This is a genomic window from Hamadaea sp. NPDC050747 (assembly GCF_040654195.1).
In the GTDB taxonomy this organism is placed as follows: Bacteria; Actinomycetota; Actinomycetes; order Mycobacteriales; family Micromonosporaceae; genus Hamadaea.
Map to the genome: position 1 here is coordinate 123,189 of NZ_JBFAHM010000012.1, position 20,624 is coordinate 143,812.

Annotated in this window: 15 protein-coding genes; 7 read left to right on the plus strand and 8 right to left on the minus strand. The window is 71.6% G+C overall.

Annotated features, from left to right (window positions below; all coding sequences use genetic code 11):
• Positions 1-5: 5 nt before the first annotated feature.
• Both AB0H43_RS27855 and AB0H43_RS27860 read right to left on the minus strand, forming a co-directional pair.
• Positions 6-1,634, minus strand: coding sequence for a right-handed parallel beta-helix repeat-containing protein (locus tag AB0H43_RS27855; RefSeq protein WP_360004016.1), 1,629 nt, complete (start codon positions 1,632-1,634; stop codon positions 6-8).
• On the minus strand, positions 1,634-2,239 hold the full coding sequence (locus AB0H43_RS27860; protein WP_360004018.1) for a helix-turn-helix transcriptional regulator: 606 nt from the start codon (positions 2,237-2,239) through the stop codon (positions 1,634-1,636). Before AB0H43_RS27860 ends, AB0H43_RS27855 begins: the two co-directional genes overlap by 1 nt.
• A gap of 76 nt (positions 2,240-2,315) precedes the next feature.
• Between AB0H43_RS27860 and AB0H43_RS27865 the strand changes: the two genes are divergently transcribed.
• Entirely contained in the window at positions 2,316-2,975 is a 660-nt protein-coding gene (locus tag AB0H43_RS27865) for a response regulator transcription factor (protein ID WP_360004020.1), read from the plus strand.
• Entirely contained in the window at positions 2,972-4,222 is a 1,251-nt protein-coding gene (locus AB0H43_RS27870) for a HAMP domain-containing sensor histidine kinase (RefSeq protein ID WP_360004022.1), read from the plus strand. Before AB0H43_RS27865 ends, AB0H43_RS27870 begins: the two co-directional genes overlap by 4 nt.
• Here the strand turns inward: AB0H43_RS27870 and AB0H43_RS27875 are convergent.
• Genes AB0H43_RS27875 through AB0H43_RS27890 form a run of 4 tightly spaced genes read right to left on the minus strand, consistent with a single transcriptional unit; the run spans position 4,209 to position 12,227 of the window.
• Positions 4,209-4,649, minus strand: a complete 441-nt coding sequence (locus AB0H43_RS27875) for a hypothetical protein (RefSeq protein ID WP_360004024.1) — start codon at positions 4,647-4,649, stop codon at positions 4,209-4,211. The genes AB0H43_RS27870 and AB0H43_RS27875 overlap by 14 nt on opposite strands.
• Positions 4,646-11,458, minus strand: a complete 6,813-nt coding sequence (locus AB0H43_RS27880) for a hypothetical protein (protein ID WP_360004026.1) — start codon at positions 11,456-11,458, stop codon at positions 4,646-4,648. Before AB0H43_RS27880 ends, AB0H43_RS27875 begins: the two co-directional genes overlap by 4 nt.
• A 2-nt stretch (positions 11,459-11,460) precedes the next feature.
• Positions 11,461-11,787, minus strand: coding sequence for a hypothetical protein (locus tag AB0H43_RS27885; RefSeq protein ID WP_360004028.1), 327 nt, complete (start codon positions 11,785-11,787; stop codon positions 11,461-11,463).
• Complete coding sequence (locus AB0H43_RS27890) at positions 11,784-12,227, minus strand: YbaB/EbfC family nucleoid-associated protein (protein WP_360004030.1); 444 nt, start codon at positions 12,225-12,227, stop codon at positions 11,784-11,786. The genes AB0H43_RS27885 and AB0H43_RS27890 overlap by 4 nt, the downstream gene beginning before the upstream one ends.
• Before the next feature lie 68 nt (positions 12,228-12,295).
• Here AB0H43_RS27890 and mycP point away from each other — a divergent pair, with 68 nt between their 5' ends.
• Positions 12,296-13,531, plus strand: a complete 1,236-nt coding sequence (mycP, locus tag AB0H43_RS27895) for a type VII secretion-associated serine protease mycosin (RefSeq protein ID WP_360004032.1) — start codon at positions 12,296-12,298, stop codon at positions 13,529-13,531.
• A gap of 66 nt (positions 13,532-13,597) precedes the next feature.
• On the opposite strand, the gene AB0H43_RS27900 is transcribed toward mycP, so the two are convergent.
• On the minus strand, positions 13,598-13,894 hold the full coding sequence (locus AB0H43_RS27900; protein ID WP_360004034.1) for a hypothetical protein: 297 nt from the start codon (positions 13,892-13,894) through the stop codon (positions 13,598-13,600).
• 13 nt (positions 13,895-13,907) lie between these two features.
• Positions 13,908-14,249 (minus strand): hypothetical protein, encoded by a 342-nt coding sequence (locus AB0H43_RS27905; protein WP_360004036.1) that lies wholly within the window; start codon positions 14,247-14,249, stop codon positions 13,908-13,910.
• 125 nt (positions 14,250-14,374) lie between these two features.
• On the opposite strand from AB0H43_RS27905, the gene eccCa reads away from it, so the two are divergent.
• The 4 genes from eccCa to AB0H43_RS27925 all read left to right on the plus strand — a co-directional run bounded on the left by eccCa (position 14,375) and on the right by AB0H43_RS27925 (position 20,614).
• Positions 14,375-18,331: a type VII secretion protein EccCa gene (gene eccCa, locus AB0H43_RS27910; protein WP_360004037.1), complete on the plus strand. Its 3,957-nt coding sequence runs from the start codon at positions 14,375-14,377 to the stop codon at positions 18,329-18,331.
• 80 nt (positions 18,332-18,411) lie between these two features.
• Positions 18,412-18,795, plus strand: coding sequence for a hypothetical protein (locus AB0H43_RS27915; RefSeq protein WP_360004039.1), 384 nt, complete (start codon positions 18,412-18,414; stop codon positions 18,793-18,795).
• Positions 18,792-20,141: a hypothetical protein gene (locus AB0H43_RS27920; protein ID WP_360004041.1), complete on the plus strand. Its 1,350-nt coding sequence runs from the start codon at positions 18,792-18,794 to the stop codon at positions 20,139-20,141. The genes AB0H43_RS27915 and AB0H43_RS27920 overlap by 4 nt, the downstream gene beginning before the upstream one ends.
• Positions 20,141-20,614, plus strand: coding sequence for a hypothetical protein (locus tag AB0H43_RS27925; protein WP_360004043.1), 474 nt, complete (start codon positions 20,141-20,143; stop codon positions 20,612-20,614). Before AB0H43_RS27920 ends, AB0H43_RS27925 begins: the two co-directional genes overlap by 1 nt.
• Positions 20,615-20,624: the final 10 nt, after the last annotated feature.

A 20,624-nucleotide genomic window follows, 5' to 3' on the forward strand; every position in this document is an offset into this window, starting at 1 on the left:
GCCGCCTAGTCTGCCGTGGCCACCAGCACATCGTCGACGAGCATCGCCCGCAACTGGTCCACCGTCGGCAACCGGCCGGACTGCCGAAGCCGCTGCGACTGCGCCTTGCGTACGCCTTCGAAGAGCCGGCGGGCGTCGCGAGCGTTGCCGAAGTTCGGGCCGTCGGCGACGCGGGCGAAGTAGCGCAGGAGCACCGGCGCGGCGGCCGGATCCAGCTCGTACTCGCCCGCCGCCACCATCCGGCCGATGATGTCGAGCAGCTCGGCGGGGGTGTAGTTGCCGAACTCGACGGTCTTGCCGAACCGGGAGGCGAGCCCCGGGTTCGCGGACAGGAAGTCGGCCATCTCGTCGGTATAGCCGGCGACGATCACGGCGACCTCGTCGCGGTGATCCTCCATCAGCTTGACGAGGGTGTCGATCGCCTCCTGGCCGAAGTCGCCGCCGGAGCCCCCGGCCCGGGACAACGTGTACGCCTCGTCGATGAACAGCACGCCGCCGACGGCCTCCTCGAAGACCAGCGAGGTCTTCTCGGCGGTGTGCCCGATGTACTGACCGACCAGATCCCGGCGGGAGACTTCCCGGAATCTGCCGTGCGGCAGCACACCGAGCGCCTTCAGCAGGCGGCCGTAGGTCCGGGCCACCGTGGTCTTCCCGGTGCCCGGCGCTCCGGCGAAGATCAGGTGGTGGCTCGCCGCGCCGACCGGCAGACCGGCCCGGCGTCGCCACTCGTTCACCTGCAGCTCGTCGACCAGGGCCCGGACCTCGGCTTTCACCCCGGCCAGCCCGGTCATGCCGTCCAGCTCGGCGAGCAGCGAGTCGAGTCCGTGGCCGGTCGGGCCACTACCCGAGGTGGCGGCCGCGACCACCGTCGTCGTGGCGCCCTCGGCGATGGCGACGCCGGGCTGCGCGGTGTTCTCCACGCGGCACGCTTCGACGGTGCCCGCACAGTCGGCCGCGAACGCGATCCCGACCCCACGGGCGTCGGTCACCGAACAGCCGCGGATCACCGGACTGCTGTGCTGGGCCACCGAGATCCCCTCGGCACCCGTCCGCGACACCTCGCAGCCCTCGATGACCGGGCGGCCGTACTGGTAGACGTAGATTCCGCGCAGACCACTGCCAGTGACGACACAGTTGCGGATCGCCGGGTCCGCGCCCATGCCCACGATGATGCCGTCGCCGGTCACGTCGGAGACCGTGGTTCCTTCCAGCCGACCGGGAGCGCCGTCGATCACGATGCCCTGTTCGGCCTGGCTGACGGCACAGTCGGTCACCGTGAAACCGGCCGAACCCCGGATGCTGATCGCGGGCCGCCGGTCGCCGGTCACCGTGCACTGCCGCAACGTCAACGCCGCGCCGTCCACCGCGATCCCCGCGCGTACCTCGATGCCGTGCAGGCTCACCGCACCGTTCTTGGCCCGCACCGCCGGCCGGTCCGTGCCCGTGCCGTCGAGCACGACCTTCGCCCCGGCCACGGCGGCCAGTGTCACGGTGATGTCGACCAGGTCCAGCGTCTCCAGGTAGGTGCCTTCCGCGATGGAGAGCACCGCGCCCGGCGGGGCCTCCGACAGGGCGTGCCCGATCGTCGGGTAGGCCCCGGGCTGCCGCGAGACCAGCAGGGTCCGCCCGGACATCAGCCCGCCCTCGCCATCAGCCAGCCCTGCCCGGCCGCCTTGGCTCCGGCCTGGAACCGGCTGCGGGCGCCGAGCCGGTTCATGATGTCGGCGACCATCCGCCGGACCGTGCGCACCGAGATGCCCAGCTTCATCGCCGCCGACTCGTCGGTGTGCCCGGTGTAGAGCAAGGTCATCAGATCCCGCTCGCGCCAGGTCAACGGGCCGTCCGCCGGCACCTCGTCCACCGGCGTCAACGGCACCGCGGTGGACCAGAGCCGCCCGAACAGCTCCAGGGTCGCGGTCACCACCCCCGGCAGCCGGAACGCGGCCACGCCGGTCGGCTGGCCGGGCAACAGCGCCGTCGTCCCGTCGATCACGACGGCCTCCACCGGGATCTCGACATCGGTACGCACACAGGCCCCGGCCAGCGCCATCCGGCCGACCTTCGTGGACAGCCGCACCGAATCCGGGAACAAGACGCGGTAGCGTACGCCGCGCGCCAGGTTCTCGCGGTCGACGGCACGGAACTGGCCGATCGGCGCGGCGCCCGCGCTCATGACGAGTACCTCGGTGACCGCCGAAGCCAGGATCGCCTCGATCCCGGCGGGCTCTGGGGTGTTCACGGCGGACGTCCTCCTCATCGGATGGTTCGGCTAGCCTGCAGTACGGACACGATCCACCGGCGTACATGAGGTTTTGATGACACGAGTGCTGGTCGTCGAGGACGATGAGGACCTGCGGGTGGCCGTGGTCGCGAAACTGACCGCCGACGGCCATCGGGTCGACGAGGCCCAGGACATCGCGTCGGCCGACGATGCCTTGCACAGCACGGAGTTCGACTGCGTCGTGTTCGACCGGATGCTGCCGGACGGCGACTCGATCGGCTACGTGCATACGCGCCGACGGCAGGGTTGGGCGGTGCCCGTCCTGTTTCTCACCGCGCGGGACGCGCTCGCCGACCGGGTCGCCGGTTTCGAGCACGGCGGCGACGACTACCTCGTCAAGCCGTTCTCCGTCGCCGAACTCGGCGCCCGGGTGGCCAATCTGTGCCGCCGCACGGGGCGGCCGTCGGTGTTACGCCACGCCGACCTGGAGCTAGACTGCGCACGCCGGGAGGTCCGCCGCGCCGGCGTCCTGGTCACCTGCTCGGACAAGGAGTACGCCGTGCTGGAGTACCTCCTGACCAGGGCCGACCAGGTGGTCGAGCGGGCCGAGGTGATCGAGCACTGCTGGGACTCCGGCACCGATCCGATGTCCAATGTGGTCGACGTCGTCGTCAAGCGGCTGCGCCGCAAACTGCACGAGCCGCAGCTGATCCACACCGTCCGCGGCCGGGGCTACCTGCTGGGCGCCGAATGACGTCCTCGGCCACCGAGCGGCTGCGCCGGCTGCGCTGGGTGCTCACCGCGCTGGTCACGACAGCCAACATGCTGGCCATCGTCGGCCTGGCCTGGTGGATCGTGCGCAGCGACGGCCGGCAGGGCGAGGCCCGCCTCGACGCCGAACTCCACCGGGTGACCTCGTCGGTCAGCCGGCTCATCATCCTCGACGAGGCGATCGACTTCAGCCTCGTCAACACCGACGAACTCGACGATCGCTGCCCGCAGTTCGCCATCATGCCGGGCGGGACGCTGACCTTCCAGGCGCACATGTCCCGGCAGGTGTGCGTACCGATGGACGGGGCGGTGCTCAGCGGACTGGCCGCCACCGCGGTCCGGCGCGGCGGGGCGGTCGTCGGCTACCAACGCGACAGCCAGGGCGACCTGGTACGCGTACGCGTCGAGCCGCTGCTCGACCGCAAACACGAATACGTCGGCGCCATCGTCGCCGTGGCCGGCACCGACGCCGAGCGGCAACGGCACAACAAACTGACGGCGCTGGTCATCGGCGGCTGCCTCGTGCTCTTCGCCGGACTCGGCGCGGCCGCGCACGCCCTGTCCGGCCGGGCGATCCGGCCCGTGGCGGCGGCCCTTCATCAGCAGGAAGTCCTGCTCGCGGAGACGGCGCACGATCTGCGTACGCCGGTCGCCGCCCTCCGCGCCCTGGCCGAGACGGCCCTCGACAACCCCGAGCGGCAGGCCGACCTGCTGTCCCGCACCGTCCGGCTGGCGGGCCGGATGGGCCGAATCATCGACGGCCTGCTCGTCCGGGCTCGGCTCGCCGCCGGGGTCGAGAAGCTGGCCATCCAGCCGATGTGGCTCGACCAGCTCGTGTCCACCGTCGCCGAGGACACCGCTGCGGAGGGAGCGCAGATCACCGTCACCGCCGCGCCGACCAAGGTGTACGCCGACCCGATCCTGGTCCAGCGAGCCATCGGCAACCTGCTCGACAACGCCATCCGGTACGGACGCCGACCGGGCGCCGCCGCGATCGTGCACATCACGGTGGCGGGCGGCACCGTCACCGTGGCCGACCACGGTCCCGGCATCGACGCGGCACTGGCCGACGAGGCGTTCGACCGGTTCTCCAGCACCGGCGGCTCCTCCGGCCTCGGCCTGTCGATCGTCCGCTGGGTCGCCCAGGCCCACGGCGGCACCCTCACCGTCTACAACGCCGACGAGGGCGGCGCGATCTTCGAGCTGCGCCTGCCGGTCAGCGCACCGTGACCCGCTGCCAGGGCGGCAGACTGACCCAAGCCCCGTCCAACTGGTAGGCGAGGTAATACGTGTAGGTCCCGGGCGCAGGAAGGTCACGGCGCGTCTCGAAGACCCGGGGAGCCGTGCTCAACTCGGCGTTCACCAGGGCGGGAAAGTCGTAGTACGCGCCGGCCTCGTCGCGTACCTTCACGATCAACGCGGCCAGCACGACGTCCCGCTCGGCGCTGAGGGTGGCGCGCGCCGTCACTGTGGCGCCTGCGACCGGTGCGGCGGGATCGAGCGCCAGCTGACCGGCGATCGTCACCGCACCCGCCGGTGGGCCGAGCGGAATCAGCTCCGGCTCGCTCCACCAGGACAACCCTGTGACGGCGGCGACGACGAGTACGCCGACGGCCGCGTACATCCACTTCGGCCACCGGAGGATTCGCGACTTCACGGTCCGAGTCTCCATGTCGGAGGGAGAATCGGGCCAGGCTTCTCGTCGTCGTCCTCGTCCTCGGGACCGTCGAAGTTGTACGGCGAGCGGGAGCGAGGCGGCGACGGCGGATTGATGATGGAGTCGATCACGCTGCCCGCTGCCGGGTCGGCCCCGGTCGGCGTACCAGGGGCGAGCACCGCGGCGGCGTCGATGAGGCCGAGCGCCTCGGCGACATCCGGCCGCCGGAACCAGGCGCGGACCCGGCCGCGACCGGACCGGTACGCGTTGATGGGGTCGAACGCTCCGACGAGCACCGAGACGTTGGGGTTGACCTGTATTCCCGCGGAGTCGTTGGCCTGCGTGAACGGGTCGTGGAAGTTGTCCGCGTGCTCGTGTTCCGGAGTGCTCCGGTCGTCGTGGGCGTGGCTGACGTCCCAGCCCAGCCGGTCCACGGTGTCCAGGTAGGGCGTGTACCGGTGCGAGTAGCCCGCCTCGAAGACCATCGGCTGGACCTCACCGCCGGCCTTGAAGGAGCCGAGGTATCTGCCGACCGCCTTGCGGCGGTGCCACCAGGCCCGCAGCCGGTGTCCCTCCGAGACCAGCCGGCGGTGCTCCGCCGTGATGCCGGCGAGGTTGCGGACCAGGTCGTCGTAGTCCTGACTGCCGGTGACGGACAGGCCCTGGCCGCCGACCCAGAGGTAGAAGCTCTTCACCCCGGCGATCCGGACGTCGATGAAGGTGCCGATGAACACGTACGCCGTGAACGTGTGGTCGTTCGTCAGCTCCGCCGACGGCTCTGCGCGGGCCACCGCCACATAGGTGCCGTCGCCGAAGCGGCCGGCCGCCCGGACGGTCGTCGGCCGGATCTCCTTCTCCTTGTTGCCGAACGGGAAGGGCGTGCCGATGCCGCTGCCGTCCCGGGTGCTCACCGTGACGGGGAGATGCCCGACGACGGCGGCGACAAGATCGATCACGTGGTTGCCGGTGAGGGGGAACAGGTACCCCGGCGGTGTGCCGGTGGGGCCGAATTGGTTGTGGTGCCCGTGGTCCGGTCCCGCGTTGTCGTTCCACGGGGTGAACGTGGAGAACCGGGTGCCCCCGAGGCGGTTGACCATCCGGGTCGCCGCGGTTTTCGTGTAGGCGACCCAGGTGTGCGAGCCGTCCGGCAGCAACAGCCGGGAGAAGCCCGTCCGGCTGCTGAACGCGCTGACCCGCCATGGGCGTTGGTAGCGCAGCTTGCCGGTGAGCAGCGCCAACGGCCGCGCTCGGGCGAACTTCACCGGCCACAGGACGCCGCGGGCCAGGGCGGCGGCGGCCGGCGTACGCCGGGCGGCGACCCAGTCCGAGCCGAGCCGGCTGATCTGGAACCGGCGTGCGGCGATCCGGCGTTCGAGCTGGTCCGCCCGGCGGCCGGCCATGCGGCGCACATACGGTTGCAGCGGCTGATGGGGTGGCGTGCTCAGCGAGCCGGTCGCCTCCAGAGCCACCGGCAGGTACGCCGTGAACCGCCGTCGTCCCCGTGAAACCGTTCGCGAAGGTGCGGTCGTCATCTCCAGCAGAGTGGCCCGGATCGCCGGGTCCAGCACGGTCTCCATCTCCAGCAGCGCCTTCACCCGTCGTGCGAGCGGAGCGGGCAGCAGCCGGTCCAGCAGCCGGCGGCGCAACGTGGAGTGCAACTGGCCGTCGCGTACGCCGGCCTGGTGCAGCAGAACGATCAGGTTGACCACTGTGACGGCGCGGCGGTCGATGCTCATCCGTTCCGCCTGCCACTGAATCTGAGCCGCGAGCGCGACGTCGGCGGGACTCGGCCCGGCGATGTCGTGGCGCTGGCGACGACTGAGCTGGTGGTGCCCGAACGCGTCCGCCGGCCGCGCCGGCCTGCCGTTGTCCGTACGCCCGACGCTCTCCAGCGCCTGGGTGAGCGCCCCGACCAGGTGCAGCGAAGCGAGGTCCGCCGGCTGCCCGTCCGCGAGCGTGATCGTCACTACGCGGTCGCCGTCGAGGCTGATCGTCGTATGCGCCGACGCGCCGGTCGGCAGCGGGCCGGTCCGGATGCGTACTGTCACCGGGGCCGCCAGACCGGGGTGGTTGACGGTGGCCACGGTGTCCGCGCCGACCCGGCGTACCGCGACGAGGGTGAGGCCGCGACTCTGGACCACCTCCGGCAGCACGGTCGCCAGCTGCTCGGCCAGGTCGGTCTCTGCGAGCGCCGGACCGGTCGAGCGCAGCTCGGCGATCGCCGGAGTCTGCGTCCCCGCTGGACTCACCTCCCGGTCGAGGAGGATGTCGGTCACCGTCTGGGCGCGTTCCCGGGCGGCGGCACGGTCCCGGGCCGCCTCGGCGTACTTCTGGGCGTCGGGGTTGCCGAGGTCGGCCGCCGTCACACCCTGGTCGGCGAGCAAGTCGTCGACCGCCGTCGCCGCGTCCGCGCCGAACAAGGTCGTGACGATGGAAGCCAGATCGGCCCGGCGCTGAGCGAACTCGGGCTGGTCGAGCCGCAGACCGAGGTCCTCGATGAGCGACTGCGCTTCGGCCGACAACCGCCGGGACGCCGGATTCGCCGAGGCCGGCTGCGGAACGCTCATCACCGCCGCGATCGCGGCCAGCCGCGCGGCCTGCGGCGTCACCTCGGCCGAACGCGGTCGAACGCGGCCCTCGACGTGCTCGGCGTGAATGGCGTACGCGAGCCCGAGCGCCTCGGCGACGTCGAGCGACAGCCCGACGTGGTTGAGGCGTTGTGGCGCGATGCGTACCTCCCAGATCTGCTCCCGAGCACCCGGCCGCGGCGGGCGTACCTCGACGGCGGACCCGCCGCCGACGTCGGCGATCCGAAACCTGACGCGCCCTGGTCCCGCGCCACCCGACCACCCGACGTCATAGGTGTTGCGGTGACCGTCCTCCGTCGAGGTCAGCCCCAACGCGGCGGCGGCCTGCCCGACCGCAGCGCGAACCGCGCGGGTGGCGGTGTAGGGCGTGCCCATGGTGAGGTCGTTGAGGACGTCGTTGCGCGCCGGCCCGCGCCGCGTGGTCACCCGCGCCCGATAGGGCATGGATCCCGCCATCGCCCGCCCGGCATCGGTCCGCATACTCGACCGGACCTCCACGTGCGCGACGGTCGCCTCCCGGTCGGCCAGGAACCGGTGCACGTGGACGGTGACCGCGACGACCCGCCCGTCCGGCATGACGCGCTGGAAGACCACGTACGCGTCGCCCCGGTGTGTGTCGCGAAGAGACACCCGGTCGGGATTCGCGATCGTCCGCCGGATCACGTCGCGGGCGGAGTCCACCAGGGCGGCCGCCGACATCGGCCCGCCGTCGCCGCTGAGGCCGTGCAACGCCTCGCCCCAGCGGGCCAGCATCGCCACCTCGGCACCGGACGCGTCGAACCCCAGCGCCGTGGCGGCCGAGCGCAGCGCCGCCTGCAGTGCGGCGTCCAGCTGCGCGGGTCCACCGGCGAGCGGCCGCAACCGTACTCGCCCCGGCTCCGTCGCCCCCTCGCGCGACGCGATCTGCCGACCATCCACGTCGGACTGCAGCTCGGTGGCGATGACTTGGGCCGCCGCTGTGACCTCTGCGGTGAAAGTGCCGTCGGGTCCGATCGCCTGGAGCGGGTCGCCGTTCGCCTGCGCGGTGCCGAGGACGGTCAGCGCGTGGCTCACCGCCGCGTCGGCGATCGTCGACAGATCGGCCACGTCGACCGGCCCGGACATCCGTTGTTCGAGCTGCTGCCGGACGGTGTCCAGAGTCGCCGCCACGATCCGGCCCACCTCGGCGCGCTGCCGCGCTTCCGGCGCGTTGTCACCGGCCGGCGCGTCGAGTTCCCCAGCCAGGCGCGCCAGCCGGCGCGCCGGATGGCCGCTCACGGTGGCGTCGATCGCGGTCAGCCGCACGATGACATCGGCCAGGCTCGGATCGACCGTCAAGGCCGCCACCAGCACCCGCATGACGCGCTGCTCGTCCGCCCGCGCCTGCTGGATCAGGCGTACCGCGGCGGCCACGTCCGCGTCGTGACCAGTCTGCCCGGGCGGCCGGTTCGTCGCCAGCGCGTGGCCCACGTCCGAGATGCCCATATAGCTGTACGCCTGAAGCACGTCGAGGAACATCTCCTCGGGACTGCGGTCGTCGGCGTGGAACTCGGACGGCCCCAGTTCGACCCGGCCCAACGCCTGCGCCAGCGCTATGCGTACGCCCGCATCGGTGACGTCGACGTCGGTGCCGACGCTCAGCCGGAACGTGTCGGTCCCGGGGTCGTAGTGCAGGCGTACGGGCGTGTCGGCGGGGAGCGTCGCCCGCTCGACCAGCACTCGCCGCTGGGTGCCCTCACTGAACGCGACGTCAAGACCGTCCGGACCGGCGGTGACCGTGACCGGGCCGCTGAGCTGGAAGCCGGACGTGAGCAGATCAGCGACGACGTCAACGAGATCGTCCGTTGGCGCAGGCGGCTCGCTTGCCGGTGGCTCACTTGCGGACGGCTCGCTTGCGGGTCGCTCACTTGCGGGTCGCTCACTTGCGGGTCGCTCACTTGCGGGTTGGTCGCTTGTGGGCGGCTCATTTGCCAGCTGTTCGCGGCCCGGTCCCGGCGGATCGGCTGCCGGGGCGGAGTGCGGTCCGGACGGGCTGCCCGCGGCAAGGAGCTGCCGTCGCTCCGATTCGGGAGTGGGAGCGGCATCCGGAGTGGTCGGAGAGTCGGGAGTGGCCGTAGGCTGTGCCGACGTGCCGGTCGGATCGGCCGCCTGCTCCCGATCCGAGCCGGGGCCCTCCGCGGTCGTGCCCTCGCCCTCGTTGCGGTCGCCTTTATTGCCCTCGCCTTTATTGCCTTCGCCTTCGTTGCCCTCGGCGGGCCCGCCTTCAGTCGGTTCGCCTTCAGTCGGTTCGCCTTCAGTCGGTTCGCCTTCAGCCGGTTCGCCTTCGGCCGGTTCGCCCTCGGCCGGCTCGCCATTGGCTGGTTCGCCCTCGGCCGGCTCGGCCTTGGCGGGTTCGGCCTTGGCGGCTTCGTTTCGAGCGGGCTCGCTCCTCGCGGTCTGGGCCGAACCGGCGGCCGGTGTGGCCTGGACGGTCGTGTGGCGGGACGACGTCGACGTCGGCGGCGGCGTCGCGGCCAGGATTGGCGCGGTCGCGGCCGGGGGCGCAGCCATGATCGGTGCGGTCGCGGCCGGGCTCGGGCTGGTTGTCTCGGCAGAATCGGAGCCACCGGGTTCGACGGGCGAAGCGCCGGTCGCCTGACCGGGCTGCTGCGCGGCGACGTCGCCTGCCCCAAGGTCTGGGTTGCTCGTCGCTTCGGCGACGTCCTCGGCGACCGGCGTCGCCGGATCCTGGCCGGGAATGTCTGCAGTGGACTGGTCACTGTCCACGTTCGCGGCTGTGGACCCCTCCGGGGTGGAGGCGCTCTCGGCCGTCGGGTCGGGCGCGTCCACACCGGACCCGTCACCGTGGTGTCCCGGGCCGGCCGCCTGGCCGGATGAGCCGCCAGAGCCACCCGAGCCACCGCTTGAGCCGCCCGAGCCACCGCTCGATCCGCCCGAACCCGATGAGCCGGTTGAGCTGCCGCTCGATCCGGCTGAGCTACCGCTCGATCCGCCCGAACCGGATGAGCCGGCTGAGCCACCGCTCGAGCTGGCTGAGCCGCCCGATCCCGCGCCCGCGCCACCGGTCCCCGTTCCGGTGCCTCCGCCGGTCGCCGCCCCGCCCGCGGCATCGGACCCGCCCGCGCTTCCGGCTCCGCTACCGGCCCCCGACCCGCCGACGGCACCGGCTCCGGTCCCCGCTCCGGATCCGGCTGATTCCGGGGCGAGCGGCGAGGGCGGCGTTCCGCCGGGCGGCCCAGAGCCGTCGTGCCCGAGCTGGGCCGCCACCTGGTCCCAGGTGCTCGGCCCGCCGGTGACCGCCGCATGGACCTGCCGTCCGGCCAGCTCCGTGCTGGACCGGCTGACCGCCATCGTCCCCGCCGCGAATCCGTTGTCGCGGACGGATCTCACGTAGGCTCCGGCGTCCCCGATCGCCGCCCAGTCGCCGGACATGGCGCTCTGCGAGATGTGCCCGGCGACGGGCGAGGACAATCCGTTGGTGACGAAGGCGTTGGCCGCTGTGGCCGCATGGCCGGGCTGATGGGCGAGCTGCTTCAGGCCGGGAGTCTTGGCCAGCCCTTCACTCAACGGACCGCCGATCGCGCCCGCCAGCCCGGCGGTGGCCGTCTGCTTGAGGTCGACGTTCTGGCGGTATCCCTGCCATTGGCTCAGTTTCTGGCCGGTCAAGTCGATGCCGATCTCTTCGAGGCCCTCCTTCGCGATGCCGAGCGTGAACTTCGAGATCTTGCCCATCCGTCCGGCCGCGGTGGCGACACGCAGCGCCATCAGCGCCACCCGCGCCGCGATCTGACTGGCCATACGCGAGGCGAACAGTGCCATGCCAGCCGGCCCGCCGAGACAGGCCAGCGCGAACAGGGCGGCGTTGAGGGCGATCTCGGCCCGGATCTGGTTCTTGGTGTCGGCGATGTCCTGGGCGTAGTTGCGGCACTTGGTCGCGATCTGACGCATGGCGCTCACGAGTTGGGTGAGGCCGGCGGCATCGCGGGCACCCAGGTTCAGGCTGTGCAGGCTGTAGTACATCTGGTAGCCGGCCGAGTCGAGCCAGGTCTCCAGGAGCCGGTTGGCGGCCGCCTCGGAGACGTCGATGGCCAGTTGCAAGGCGTCCGCCGCCGCCTCCCAGGCCAGGGCGAGCGCGAGGACGTCGGATTCGCTGTCCGGCGGCCAGATGGCGTCCTTGGCTTTGCCGCCCCACCGCAGGACCGCGTCCCACAGGTCGCCGACGGGTTCGAGGACGTCGCTCATGGCTACGCGGGCGGGAACTGCTTGGTGGATTCGATCGCCGCCCCCTGGTACAGCTGCACAGCCTGGTAGCCGTTGTTCGCCAGCGTCTGGTAGATCCCGCGCACCTGACCGGCCGCGGTCACCAGGGTTTCCTTGTCCTCGGCGTAGCCGGCCAGGAACGCCTGGCCCATGCTGCCGTTGCCCACCTTCCCCGGGTTGCTGATCCGGTCGAGCGCTGTGGCCCAGGCCCGGCCGAAGTCCGCGCCAGCCGTGTGGACCCTCGCGAACTGCGTCGTGGTCTCCTCCGGGTACATGTCGACGAATCCGTCGCCGTCGCGGTCGATGGTCATCGCCGTACGCCTCCGCCGGTCTGGCGGTCGAGTGCGGTGAGCAGGGGGTCGAACCGCAGGTCGGCGGCCTCGATCCCGGCGGGCAGATAACCGGCCGCCAGCTCCAGGCCTTGACGGTGAGCGAGTTCGGCGGCGCGGTGGACGGTGTCGGTGACCTTCCGCGCGAGCGCGACCGAGTCGGGGTCGCGGAATATCCGAGGGTCCAGCCACAGCTCGATCAGTTCCCCGGCCCCGCCGACGGTCGCGCTGACCAGCCCGTCGTCGGAGTCGAAGGTGGCGCGGATCTCGGCCATGCCCCGCTGCACTGCCCGGATCTCCTCCGCCAACTGCTCGTACTCGGTGAACATCGGCCCAGTGTCGGACGTCGGCAGGACCTGGATCGGCTGGTGGCCGGTTACTGCCGTCCGGTTCGCCGGTGCCTCGACCGACGGCACGATCACGACCACACGATCACGATGGCGAAAGGAGAGTGGTGAAGGCTCGTCGGCTTGTCGCAACGGTGCTGACCGTGCTGGCTGTGGTGGCTGTCCAGGGGATCGGCGTCGCGGCCGCCCGAGCGGTCCCACCGGCTGGCACCTGCCACGATCCCGATCCGGGGCGGCCGCAGGTCCGGGAGCTGCCGTGGGCGCAGAAGGTACTCGATCCGCAGCGGGTGTGGCCCTACAGCAGGGGAGCGGGCGTCCTCGTCGCGGTCGTCGACTCCGGGGTGGATTCGGACCATCCACAATTACGCGGGCGGGTGCGGGCCGGCCGGGACTTCTTCACGACGCGGAAGCGGGCTGCGACCTTCGACTGCGTATCGCACGGCACTGCGGTGGCCGGCATCATCGCCGGCGGCCGACTCCCCGGTGTCGGGTTCCATGGAGTCGCACCGGACGCGGCGATCCTTCCGGTCCGGATCAGCGACCGGGATGTCGACGACCGTGGGGAGACCCTGCGGATCGATCCCCGGATTCTGGCCGACGGCATCCGGTACGCCGTGACCGCCGGCGCGAAGGTGATCAACCTGTCGCTGGCGGGCTACGACGACTTCGCAGCGGTTCGGGCGGCCGTGGCGTACGCCGTGGCGGCCGACGTGCTGGTGGTGGCGGCGGCCGGCAACGGGCAGCCGAGCGGCGGCAGTGAGCTGCCCTCCTTCCCCGCGGCGTACGACGGGGTGCTGGGCGTGGGCGCCGTGGACATCGACGGCGCGTTGATGTCGGGTTCGCGGACCGGACGGTACGTCGACATCGTGGCACCGGGCGTGAAGGTGCTGGCGCCGACCAGAGTGGACGGTCATGCCTATGTGGACGGCACGAGCTTCGCGACGCCTTTCGTCGCGGGCACGGCGGCGCTGGTCCGGTCGGCCTGGCCGACCTTGACGGCCGCGCAGGTCGCCCAGCGGCTGATCGCGACCGCGAGCCCGGCGCGGGGCGGATCGCGCAGCACGGCCTACGGCGCTGGATTGATCAACCCATACCGGGCGGTGACCGACGGCCTCGATCTCCGGGGCGAGGCGGAGCTTCCGGCGCTCGTGCCCAGCCCGCCGGACGCGGCTCAGCTCGCTGCGGCGGCCCGGCGACGAGAGGTGGCCACGACCGCGCAGTGGCTGACCGGAGCGGCGGCCGGTGGGGTGGCTCTCGCCCTGGTGATCGCGTTGGTCCAGCCGAGAGGGCGCCGCCGACGCTGGCGGGCCGGGTGGGCAGACCCGCCGCCGATCGAGCGGGAGGTGGCCGAGCCGCCGGAGCAGACTTTCCTGGTCTGAGACCGGACGTGAGGAAGGCCCCTCCGGACGGGAGGGGCCTTTCGTGTGGGCTGGGCCGCGTGCGGCTCAGTGCCGGGTGACGATCCGCAGCGCGGTGCTCAACGTCTGCTCGGCGATGTCGCCCACGCTGCCGAAGACGCGGCCGTGCTGCTCCAGGCCGCCGGAGTGGTCGTCGGCCATCTTCATCTCGTACTGCGCCTCGACGAGCTGCTGCTCGGACAGCTGATCGCCCGAGGCCAGCCGGGCCACCACCTGGAACTTCTCCTCCGCCGTCTCGCGGATGAAGGTCGCGTGCTGGAAGAACTCGCTGCTCTCGGCGTACATGTCGGGAATGCCGACGAAGTAGCGGTCGGAATCGTTCATCTCAAGCTGCCCTTCAACGGTTGATGGCGCCGGCGACGCCGTAGTCGATGGAGGCCTGCACCTGGACGGTCTCCAGGTCGCCGCCCTGGACGGTGGTCATCGCCAGCCGGTTGTTCTCGTTGGTCTCCTGACCGTTCCGGTGGACCCGGGTGAAGTCCTCGACGCTGGCCCGGCCGGCGTCGAAGGCCCGGTTCTGCACCGTGCCGCCCATCCGCTGGGCGATCGTGGTGCTGCTGCGCGCGTCGTTGGCCCGGGTGGCCCGGTCCTGTTCGTCGCTTCTGTCCTCGTGGACCTTGATGGCGTACGCGTTGTCCGCGTAGGTCATGTCGATCCAGTAACCGTTTCCGCCCGTCACACGTCCTCCCATTACTCGGGTTCCTCTGCGGGCAACGCTAGGTAGCCGCGCCGTCGCCCGAACCGAGGCGGCACGTTCCTGCCACCTGCCCCATCCGGTGCCGGCCCCGGCGCACGATCGCGTTCGTGGCGACCGTCGTGGTGAAGAGACCGGCTCGTAGACCGGCTCCGGAGATGCCGGCCGGGGAGCTGATCCTGCAGGCGCCGCCGGAGATCCCACCCCCGGCGGCGATGCAGTGGACGCAGCTGCTGACGGTGCTGCCGATGGTCGCGATGACCGTCGCGATGATGCTCATGTACTCCGGCACCCTGGGCGGTTCGGTCCGCTTCGTGATCTACGGCCTGATGGGGGTCGGCATGCTCGTCATGCTGATCACCGGCCTGCTGCAGGGCGGCGGCCCGAGCAAACGGGAGATGGGGCAGGCCCGGCGCAAATACCTGCGGCACCTCGCCCAGCACCGGCTGCGGCTGCGGCGTGCGGTACGCCGTCAGCGCGACGTGATGGAGTATCTGCATCCGGATCCGGCCACGTTGTGGGCGCTAGCGGCGAGCTACCGGCTTTGGGAGCGCCGCAAGGACGATCCCGACTTCGGCACCGCCCGGATCGGGCGGGGAGCGCAGAGTCCGGCGTTGACGATCGTCGCCCCGGAGACCAAGGCCCTCGAGGAGTTGGAGCCGCTGTCGGCGCTCGCGCTGCGCCGATTCATCACCACGTACGCCGCCATCGAGCGGTTGCCCCTGGCGATCGCGACGAACGGGTTCAGCCGCATCTACCTGCGCGGCGATCGGGAGACCGCGTTGGGCATGGTGCGAGCGATGCTGGCGCAGCTCGTCACCCTGCACCCGCCGGACGATCTGCGGGTGGCGGTCTGCGCTGGTGACGTCCAGCGCGCCGACTGGGAGTGGACCAAGTGGCTGCCGCACGCGCTGCACCCGGAGCGTACCGACGCGCTCGGCCCGCTCCGGCTGGTGGCGCCGACGATCCCGGCGCTGGAGTCGATGCTGGAGGAGGAGCTGACCAAGCGGCCGCGGTTCGACCCGGAGGTGGACACGCGGACGCCCGGCCCGCTGCTGGTCGTGGTCCTCGACGGCGGGGCGGTCGTGGGATCCAGCCATCTGATGACCGGCGGCGGCGTCGAAGGCGTCACGGTCGTCGACCTCAGCTCGCCGCCGCCGCGGGTGCTGGACCGCACCGCGGTCGTGCTGGACGTCGACGCCACCGGAGATCTCGTCAGCGAGACCCTCGACGGCAGTACGCACCTGGGGCAGGCGGATTCGCTCGGCCTGGTCGCCGCGGAAGGACTGGCCCGGCAACTGGCGCCGCTGCGGCTGAGCGCTGGTCTGCACGGCGACGCGCCGATGACCACTGAGCTGGGCCTGGCCGAGCTGCTGGAACTCGACGACCCGTACCTGCTCGACCCGGACGGCACCTGGGTGCCACGACCCCACCGGGATCGGCTGCGAGTGCGGTTCGGAATCCAGGCCGACGGCGCGCCGATCGAGATCGACCTGAAGGAATCGGCCCAGGAGGGGATGGGTCCGCACGGTCTGCTGATCGGGGCGACCGGCTCGGGCAAGTCGGAGTTGCTGCGTACGCTGGTGCTGGCCCTGGCGGTCACCCATCCGCCGAACGCGTTGAACTTCGCGCTGATCGACTTCAAGGGCGGCGCGACCTTCACCCGGCTGGACTCGTTGCCGCACACCAGCGCCGTGATCACCAACCTGGCCGACGAACTGCACCTGGTCGACCGGATGACCGACGCGATCAACGGTGAGCTGATCCGGCGGCAGGAGCTGCTGCGGGCCGCCGGGCACTTCTCCTCGCTGCGGGACTACGAGAAGGCGCGAGCCGCGGGCGCGCCGCTGCCCGAAGTACCTACGCTGCTGGTGATCTGCGACGAGTTCTCCGAACTCCTGTCGGCCAAGCCCGACTTCATCGACATGTTCGTCCAGATCGGACGGGTCGGCCGGTCGCTGGGAGTTCATCTGCTCCTCGCCTCGCAGCGGCTCGACGAGGGACGGCTCCGGGGCCTGGAGACGCACCTGTCGTACCGGATCGGGCTGCGTACCTTCTCCGAGATGGAGAGCCGGGCCGTGCTCGGCGTCACCGACGCCTTCCAGCTGCCGCGGGCGCCCGGTCACGGGTTCCTCAAGGTCGGCACGGAGCAGATGGTGCGTTTCCGGTCGGCGTACGTGTCCGGGGTGCGACAGCGTCCCACCGGACAGCCAATTCCGGCCACGGCGACCGAACGCCTGGCGCTGCGCGAGTACACGACCTCCTACGTCGCCGCCGACCTCGACGTCGACGAGGCTCCCGAGCCGCTCGACGAAGACACCGCGGTCGGCGAGACGCTGCTGGACGTGCTCGTCGACCGGCTGGCCGGCCGTGGCACGCCGGCGCATCAGGTGTGGCTGCCGCCGTTGTCCGACCCGCCGAGCCTGGACCAGCTGCTGCCCGGCTTGGCCGTCGACCCGGTACGCGGCTTGACGGTCCCCGGCGCCAAGCCGCTGCGTCCGGTGCTCGGCCTCGTTGACCGCCCCTTCGAGCAGCGCCGCGATCCACTGGAGCTGGATCTGTCCGGCGCTGCCGGGCACACGCTGGTCATCGGCGGGCCGCAGACCGGCAAGAGCACGGTGCTGCGGACGCTGATCACCAGCCTCGCGCTCACGCATACTCCCCGTGAGGTGCAGTTCTACGTCCTCGACTTCGGCGGCGGCACGCTCGGCTCGATCGCCGGCCTGCCGCACGTGGGCGGCGTCTTCGGCCGGCTCGACACCGGCGCGGTCCGGCGTACCGTCGCCGAGGTCGCGACTCTGCTGGCGCAGCGGGAAGCGCTGTTCGCCGAGCACGGCATCGACGGCATGGCGACCTACCGCCGGCTCCGGGCCGAGGGAAGGTTCGCCGACAGCCACTACGGCGACGTGTTCCTCGTGATCGACGGCTGGCAGACGCTGCGCGGCGACTTCGAGGACATGGAGGAGATGGTCGCCGACATCGCCGCCCGCGGGCTGTCCTACGGCATCCACCTCGCGGCCAGCTGCGCGCGCTCCTTCGATCTGCGGATGAACGTCCGCGATCTGTTCGCCAGCAAGGTGGAGCTCAAGATCGGTGACCCGATCGACTCGTTCATCGATCGGCGGGCCGCGATGAGCGTACCGGCGGGTGCGCCGGGCCGGGGGATCTCGATGAGCGGTCACCAGATCCTGGCCGCGCTGCCCCGGATCGACGGCCGGACCGGCGCCGACGATCTGGCCGACGGCGTACGCGGCCTGGTGGAGGCGGTCGCGGCGGCGTGGCCTGGGCGGCCGGCCCCGTCCGTGCGGCTGCTGCCCGGCGTCCACCCGTACGCCGACCTCCCCGAGACCGACGACCTGGCCGGCGCGGAGGCGGGACTCGCAGTGGGCGTCCATGAGAAGGATCTGTCCCCGATGCGGCTGAACTTCGCGGCCGACCCGCACTTCTTCCTCCTCGCCGACACCCAGTGCGGCAAGTCGTCGTTCCTGCGCCTGCTGGCCCGCCGCATCACCCGGGCCTACCACCCGGAGCAGGCCCGCATCGTGCTGATCGACCACCGCCGGAGCCTGCTCGGCGAAGTCGGCCCGGAACACCTGCTCGGCTACGGCACCAACGACGAGCAGAGCCGGGGGCTGCTCGCGGAGGTGGCCGGGGCGCTGTCCAAGCGGCTGCCCGGTGCGGACGTCACGCCGGAGCAATTGCGGGCGCGCGACTGGTGGCGCGGACCGGAGATCTTCGTGCTCGTCGACGACTACGACATGGTGGCCACCCATCAGAACCATCCGCTGATGTCGCTGCTGCCGTTGGCCGCGCAAGCGTCCGACATCGGGCTGCACGTCGTCCTGACGCGGCGGACGGGCGGAGCGGGGCGGGGCCTGTTCGAGCCGTTCCTGGCCAGGCTCCGGGAGGTCGGCACCCCCGGTCTGATGATGTCCGGCGACCGGGACGAGGGTCCGTTGCTCGGCGGTATGCGTGCCCGGGTGCTCCCGCCCGGCCGAGGCTGGCTCGTGGATCGGCGCGGCCACAAGGGACTCGTCCAGCTCGGCTGGCTGCCACCGGGGGAGTAGCCGTGGCCGGAACCTGCCGCCTGCCGCGCCCGGTCCGGCCGGGCTGCTTGGCTGTCGATGACGTCCACAAGGGAGGGAGCATGGCGAAGGAGTTCACCGACGGAAAGCCGGAGAAGATGCGGGAGGCGGCCAGCCGGCTCGGCGCTCCGTCCTACGGCGACGACCTCGTCCGTCAACCGGCGCACGCCTGCGCGGGCGGCATGCCCGAGTGCACCGGTGAGTTCGGGTGCACCGGCCTGTTCGGCTGCGACGTGGACAGCACGAAGAAGGTGCAGGAACTTATCACCCACGTACGCCAGGGCTTCGCCGGCTTCCAGGCGATGATCGCCGACTGCGCGGACCTCTACGCCACGGCTGCCGGAATGAGCCGGGACGAACTGACCGCGATCGTCAACCGTCCCCCGGCCGACGGGCTGCCCGACCGGGAGCCTCGGTTCGACGATCCCGTGGGAGCCACGCCATGACCTTCGACTACAAGGCGTGGACGATCGACCAGCACCTGGCGGCGGTCAAGGCGGAACTGGGTCACCGCGAGCAGCTGCAGCAGGCGCTCGCCATGTGGCAAGGGTTCACGACCTGGCTCGGTCTGGCCGAGGCCCAGCTCGAGAACCGGCGCGCAGTGGTGGCTGACGGCTGGACCGACGGCGCGCATACCGAGGTCGACGGTCGCCTGGTCCAGTCCCGGGACGCGCTGGGGGCGTGGATAACGCAGATCAAGGACTCGGGAGTCGTGCAGCGGCTCACCGACCTGCCGAATCTGATCACCACGACGTACGGCAAGGTCGAGTTCGCCAAACAACGACGTGACTGGGCGCTCCGCGGCTACCGGTACGAGGATGTCCTGAACGCCCCTGGCAGACCGGATCCCCACGTCAGCAAACTGAGCTCTGCTCAAATGACCGAGGAACTGGTCACCGCGACTGCGGACTCGGTTCGAGCCATGAACGAGCTGGGGCAGGCGTACGCGGACACGGCGAAGGCGATGACCCTGGCCGTCGGTGGCCTGCTGTGGCCAGGTCCTCGCGCGGGGGAGTCGGAGACGCCGGGCGGTCCGGCCGGGGGCACGAGTCCTGACGCCGGATCGGCCGCCGGCCCGACCAGTACGCCCGACCCCGAGTCGGCCCCGGAGTCCCTACAGGAGACGCCGAATCCGGCCACGACGCCGGAGGAGACGTCCACTGAGTCGACCGACCCGACGAAGGACGCGTCCGACGTCGTGAGCGCGCTGAGCGACCTCGCCGAGGCCCTGACCGGCAGCGGCGCCACGCCCGATCCGGTCACCAGCCCGCTGCCGACGGACCTGGGCGACGTGATCAACCCGGGCTCCGTGCCCGGCGTCGCCTCGGGGCTGCCGGGCCTGGCCGGCGCCGGATCGGCCGTCGACGGCGGCGTCGTGGCCGACGCGGTGGCGCGGGCGGCGGTTCCCACGACCGGCACCGGGCCCACTGTCACACCGCTGCCGACCGCGCTGACCACTGCCACCGCCGCGACCGGCGGGTATCCGCCGATGTATCCGCCTCACGCGGCGGCCGCCGCCGCGAAGCAACCGGGTGGGATCAAGCCGGGCACGAGCGAGCAGCCCGTCTCCGGCCGCCCCCGAGACCGCAGAGCCGCCGCAGCGCCCGGCGTGGCCGGTGTGCCCGGTGTGGCATTGCGTGGCCGGCGCAACGGCGCGACCAAGGCCGCCCCGGCGGCCCAACGGCGCTGGGACGCCGAGAACGACACGATCAGCCTCCTCGATGAGGAGATGTGGCAGGTCGATCAGCACGACGACGTGGCCGAAGGCCGGACCCCGAGGAGAGGCACCTGATGTACGAAGTTCACGGCGACCCCACCGCGATGGCCGCCTTCTCCCAGCAGCTCACCGTGCCGCCGATCCCGGACTCGATGGGCCGGGCGAGCGTACCGCCGAACCTGACCGGGCTGGTCGAGGGCATCGCGATGTCCCTTCTGGACAAAGCCGCCACCGTCGCGGCCGCCGCCTATCTGACGCAGGTGACCGACGAGCTGCTGACCTATAGCGCGAAGGTCACCACGATCGCGGTGACCTACTCGGCCGCCGAGGTCTCCAGTGCGGCGAAGCTCGTCGCCGCGACGGCCGATCTCGCGACGGCGGGCGTGAGCATGGTCCAGTCGCTCGGCGGCTCGGCCTCGACGTCGCAATCCGACTCCGCAGACCAGTCCGACTCCGCAGACCAATCCGACTCAGCCGGCAGGGCCGACTCCGCCGGCAAGTCCGAGGAGAAGGCCGCCGCCCAGTCCACCGACCAGCAGCCAGTCTGAGGAGCGCACC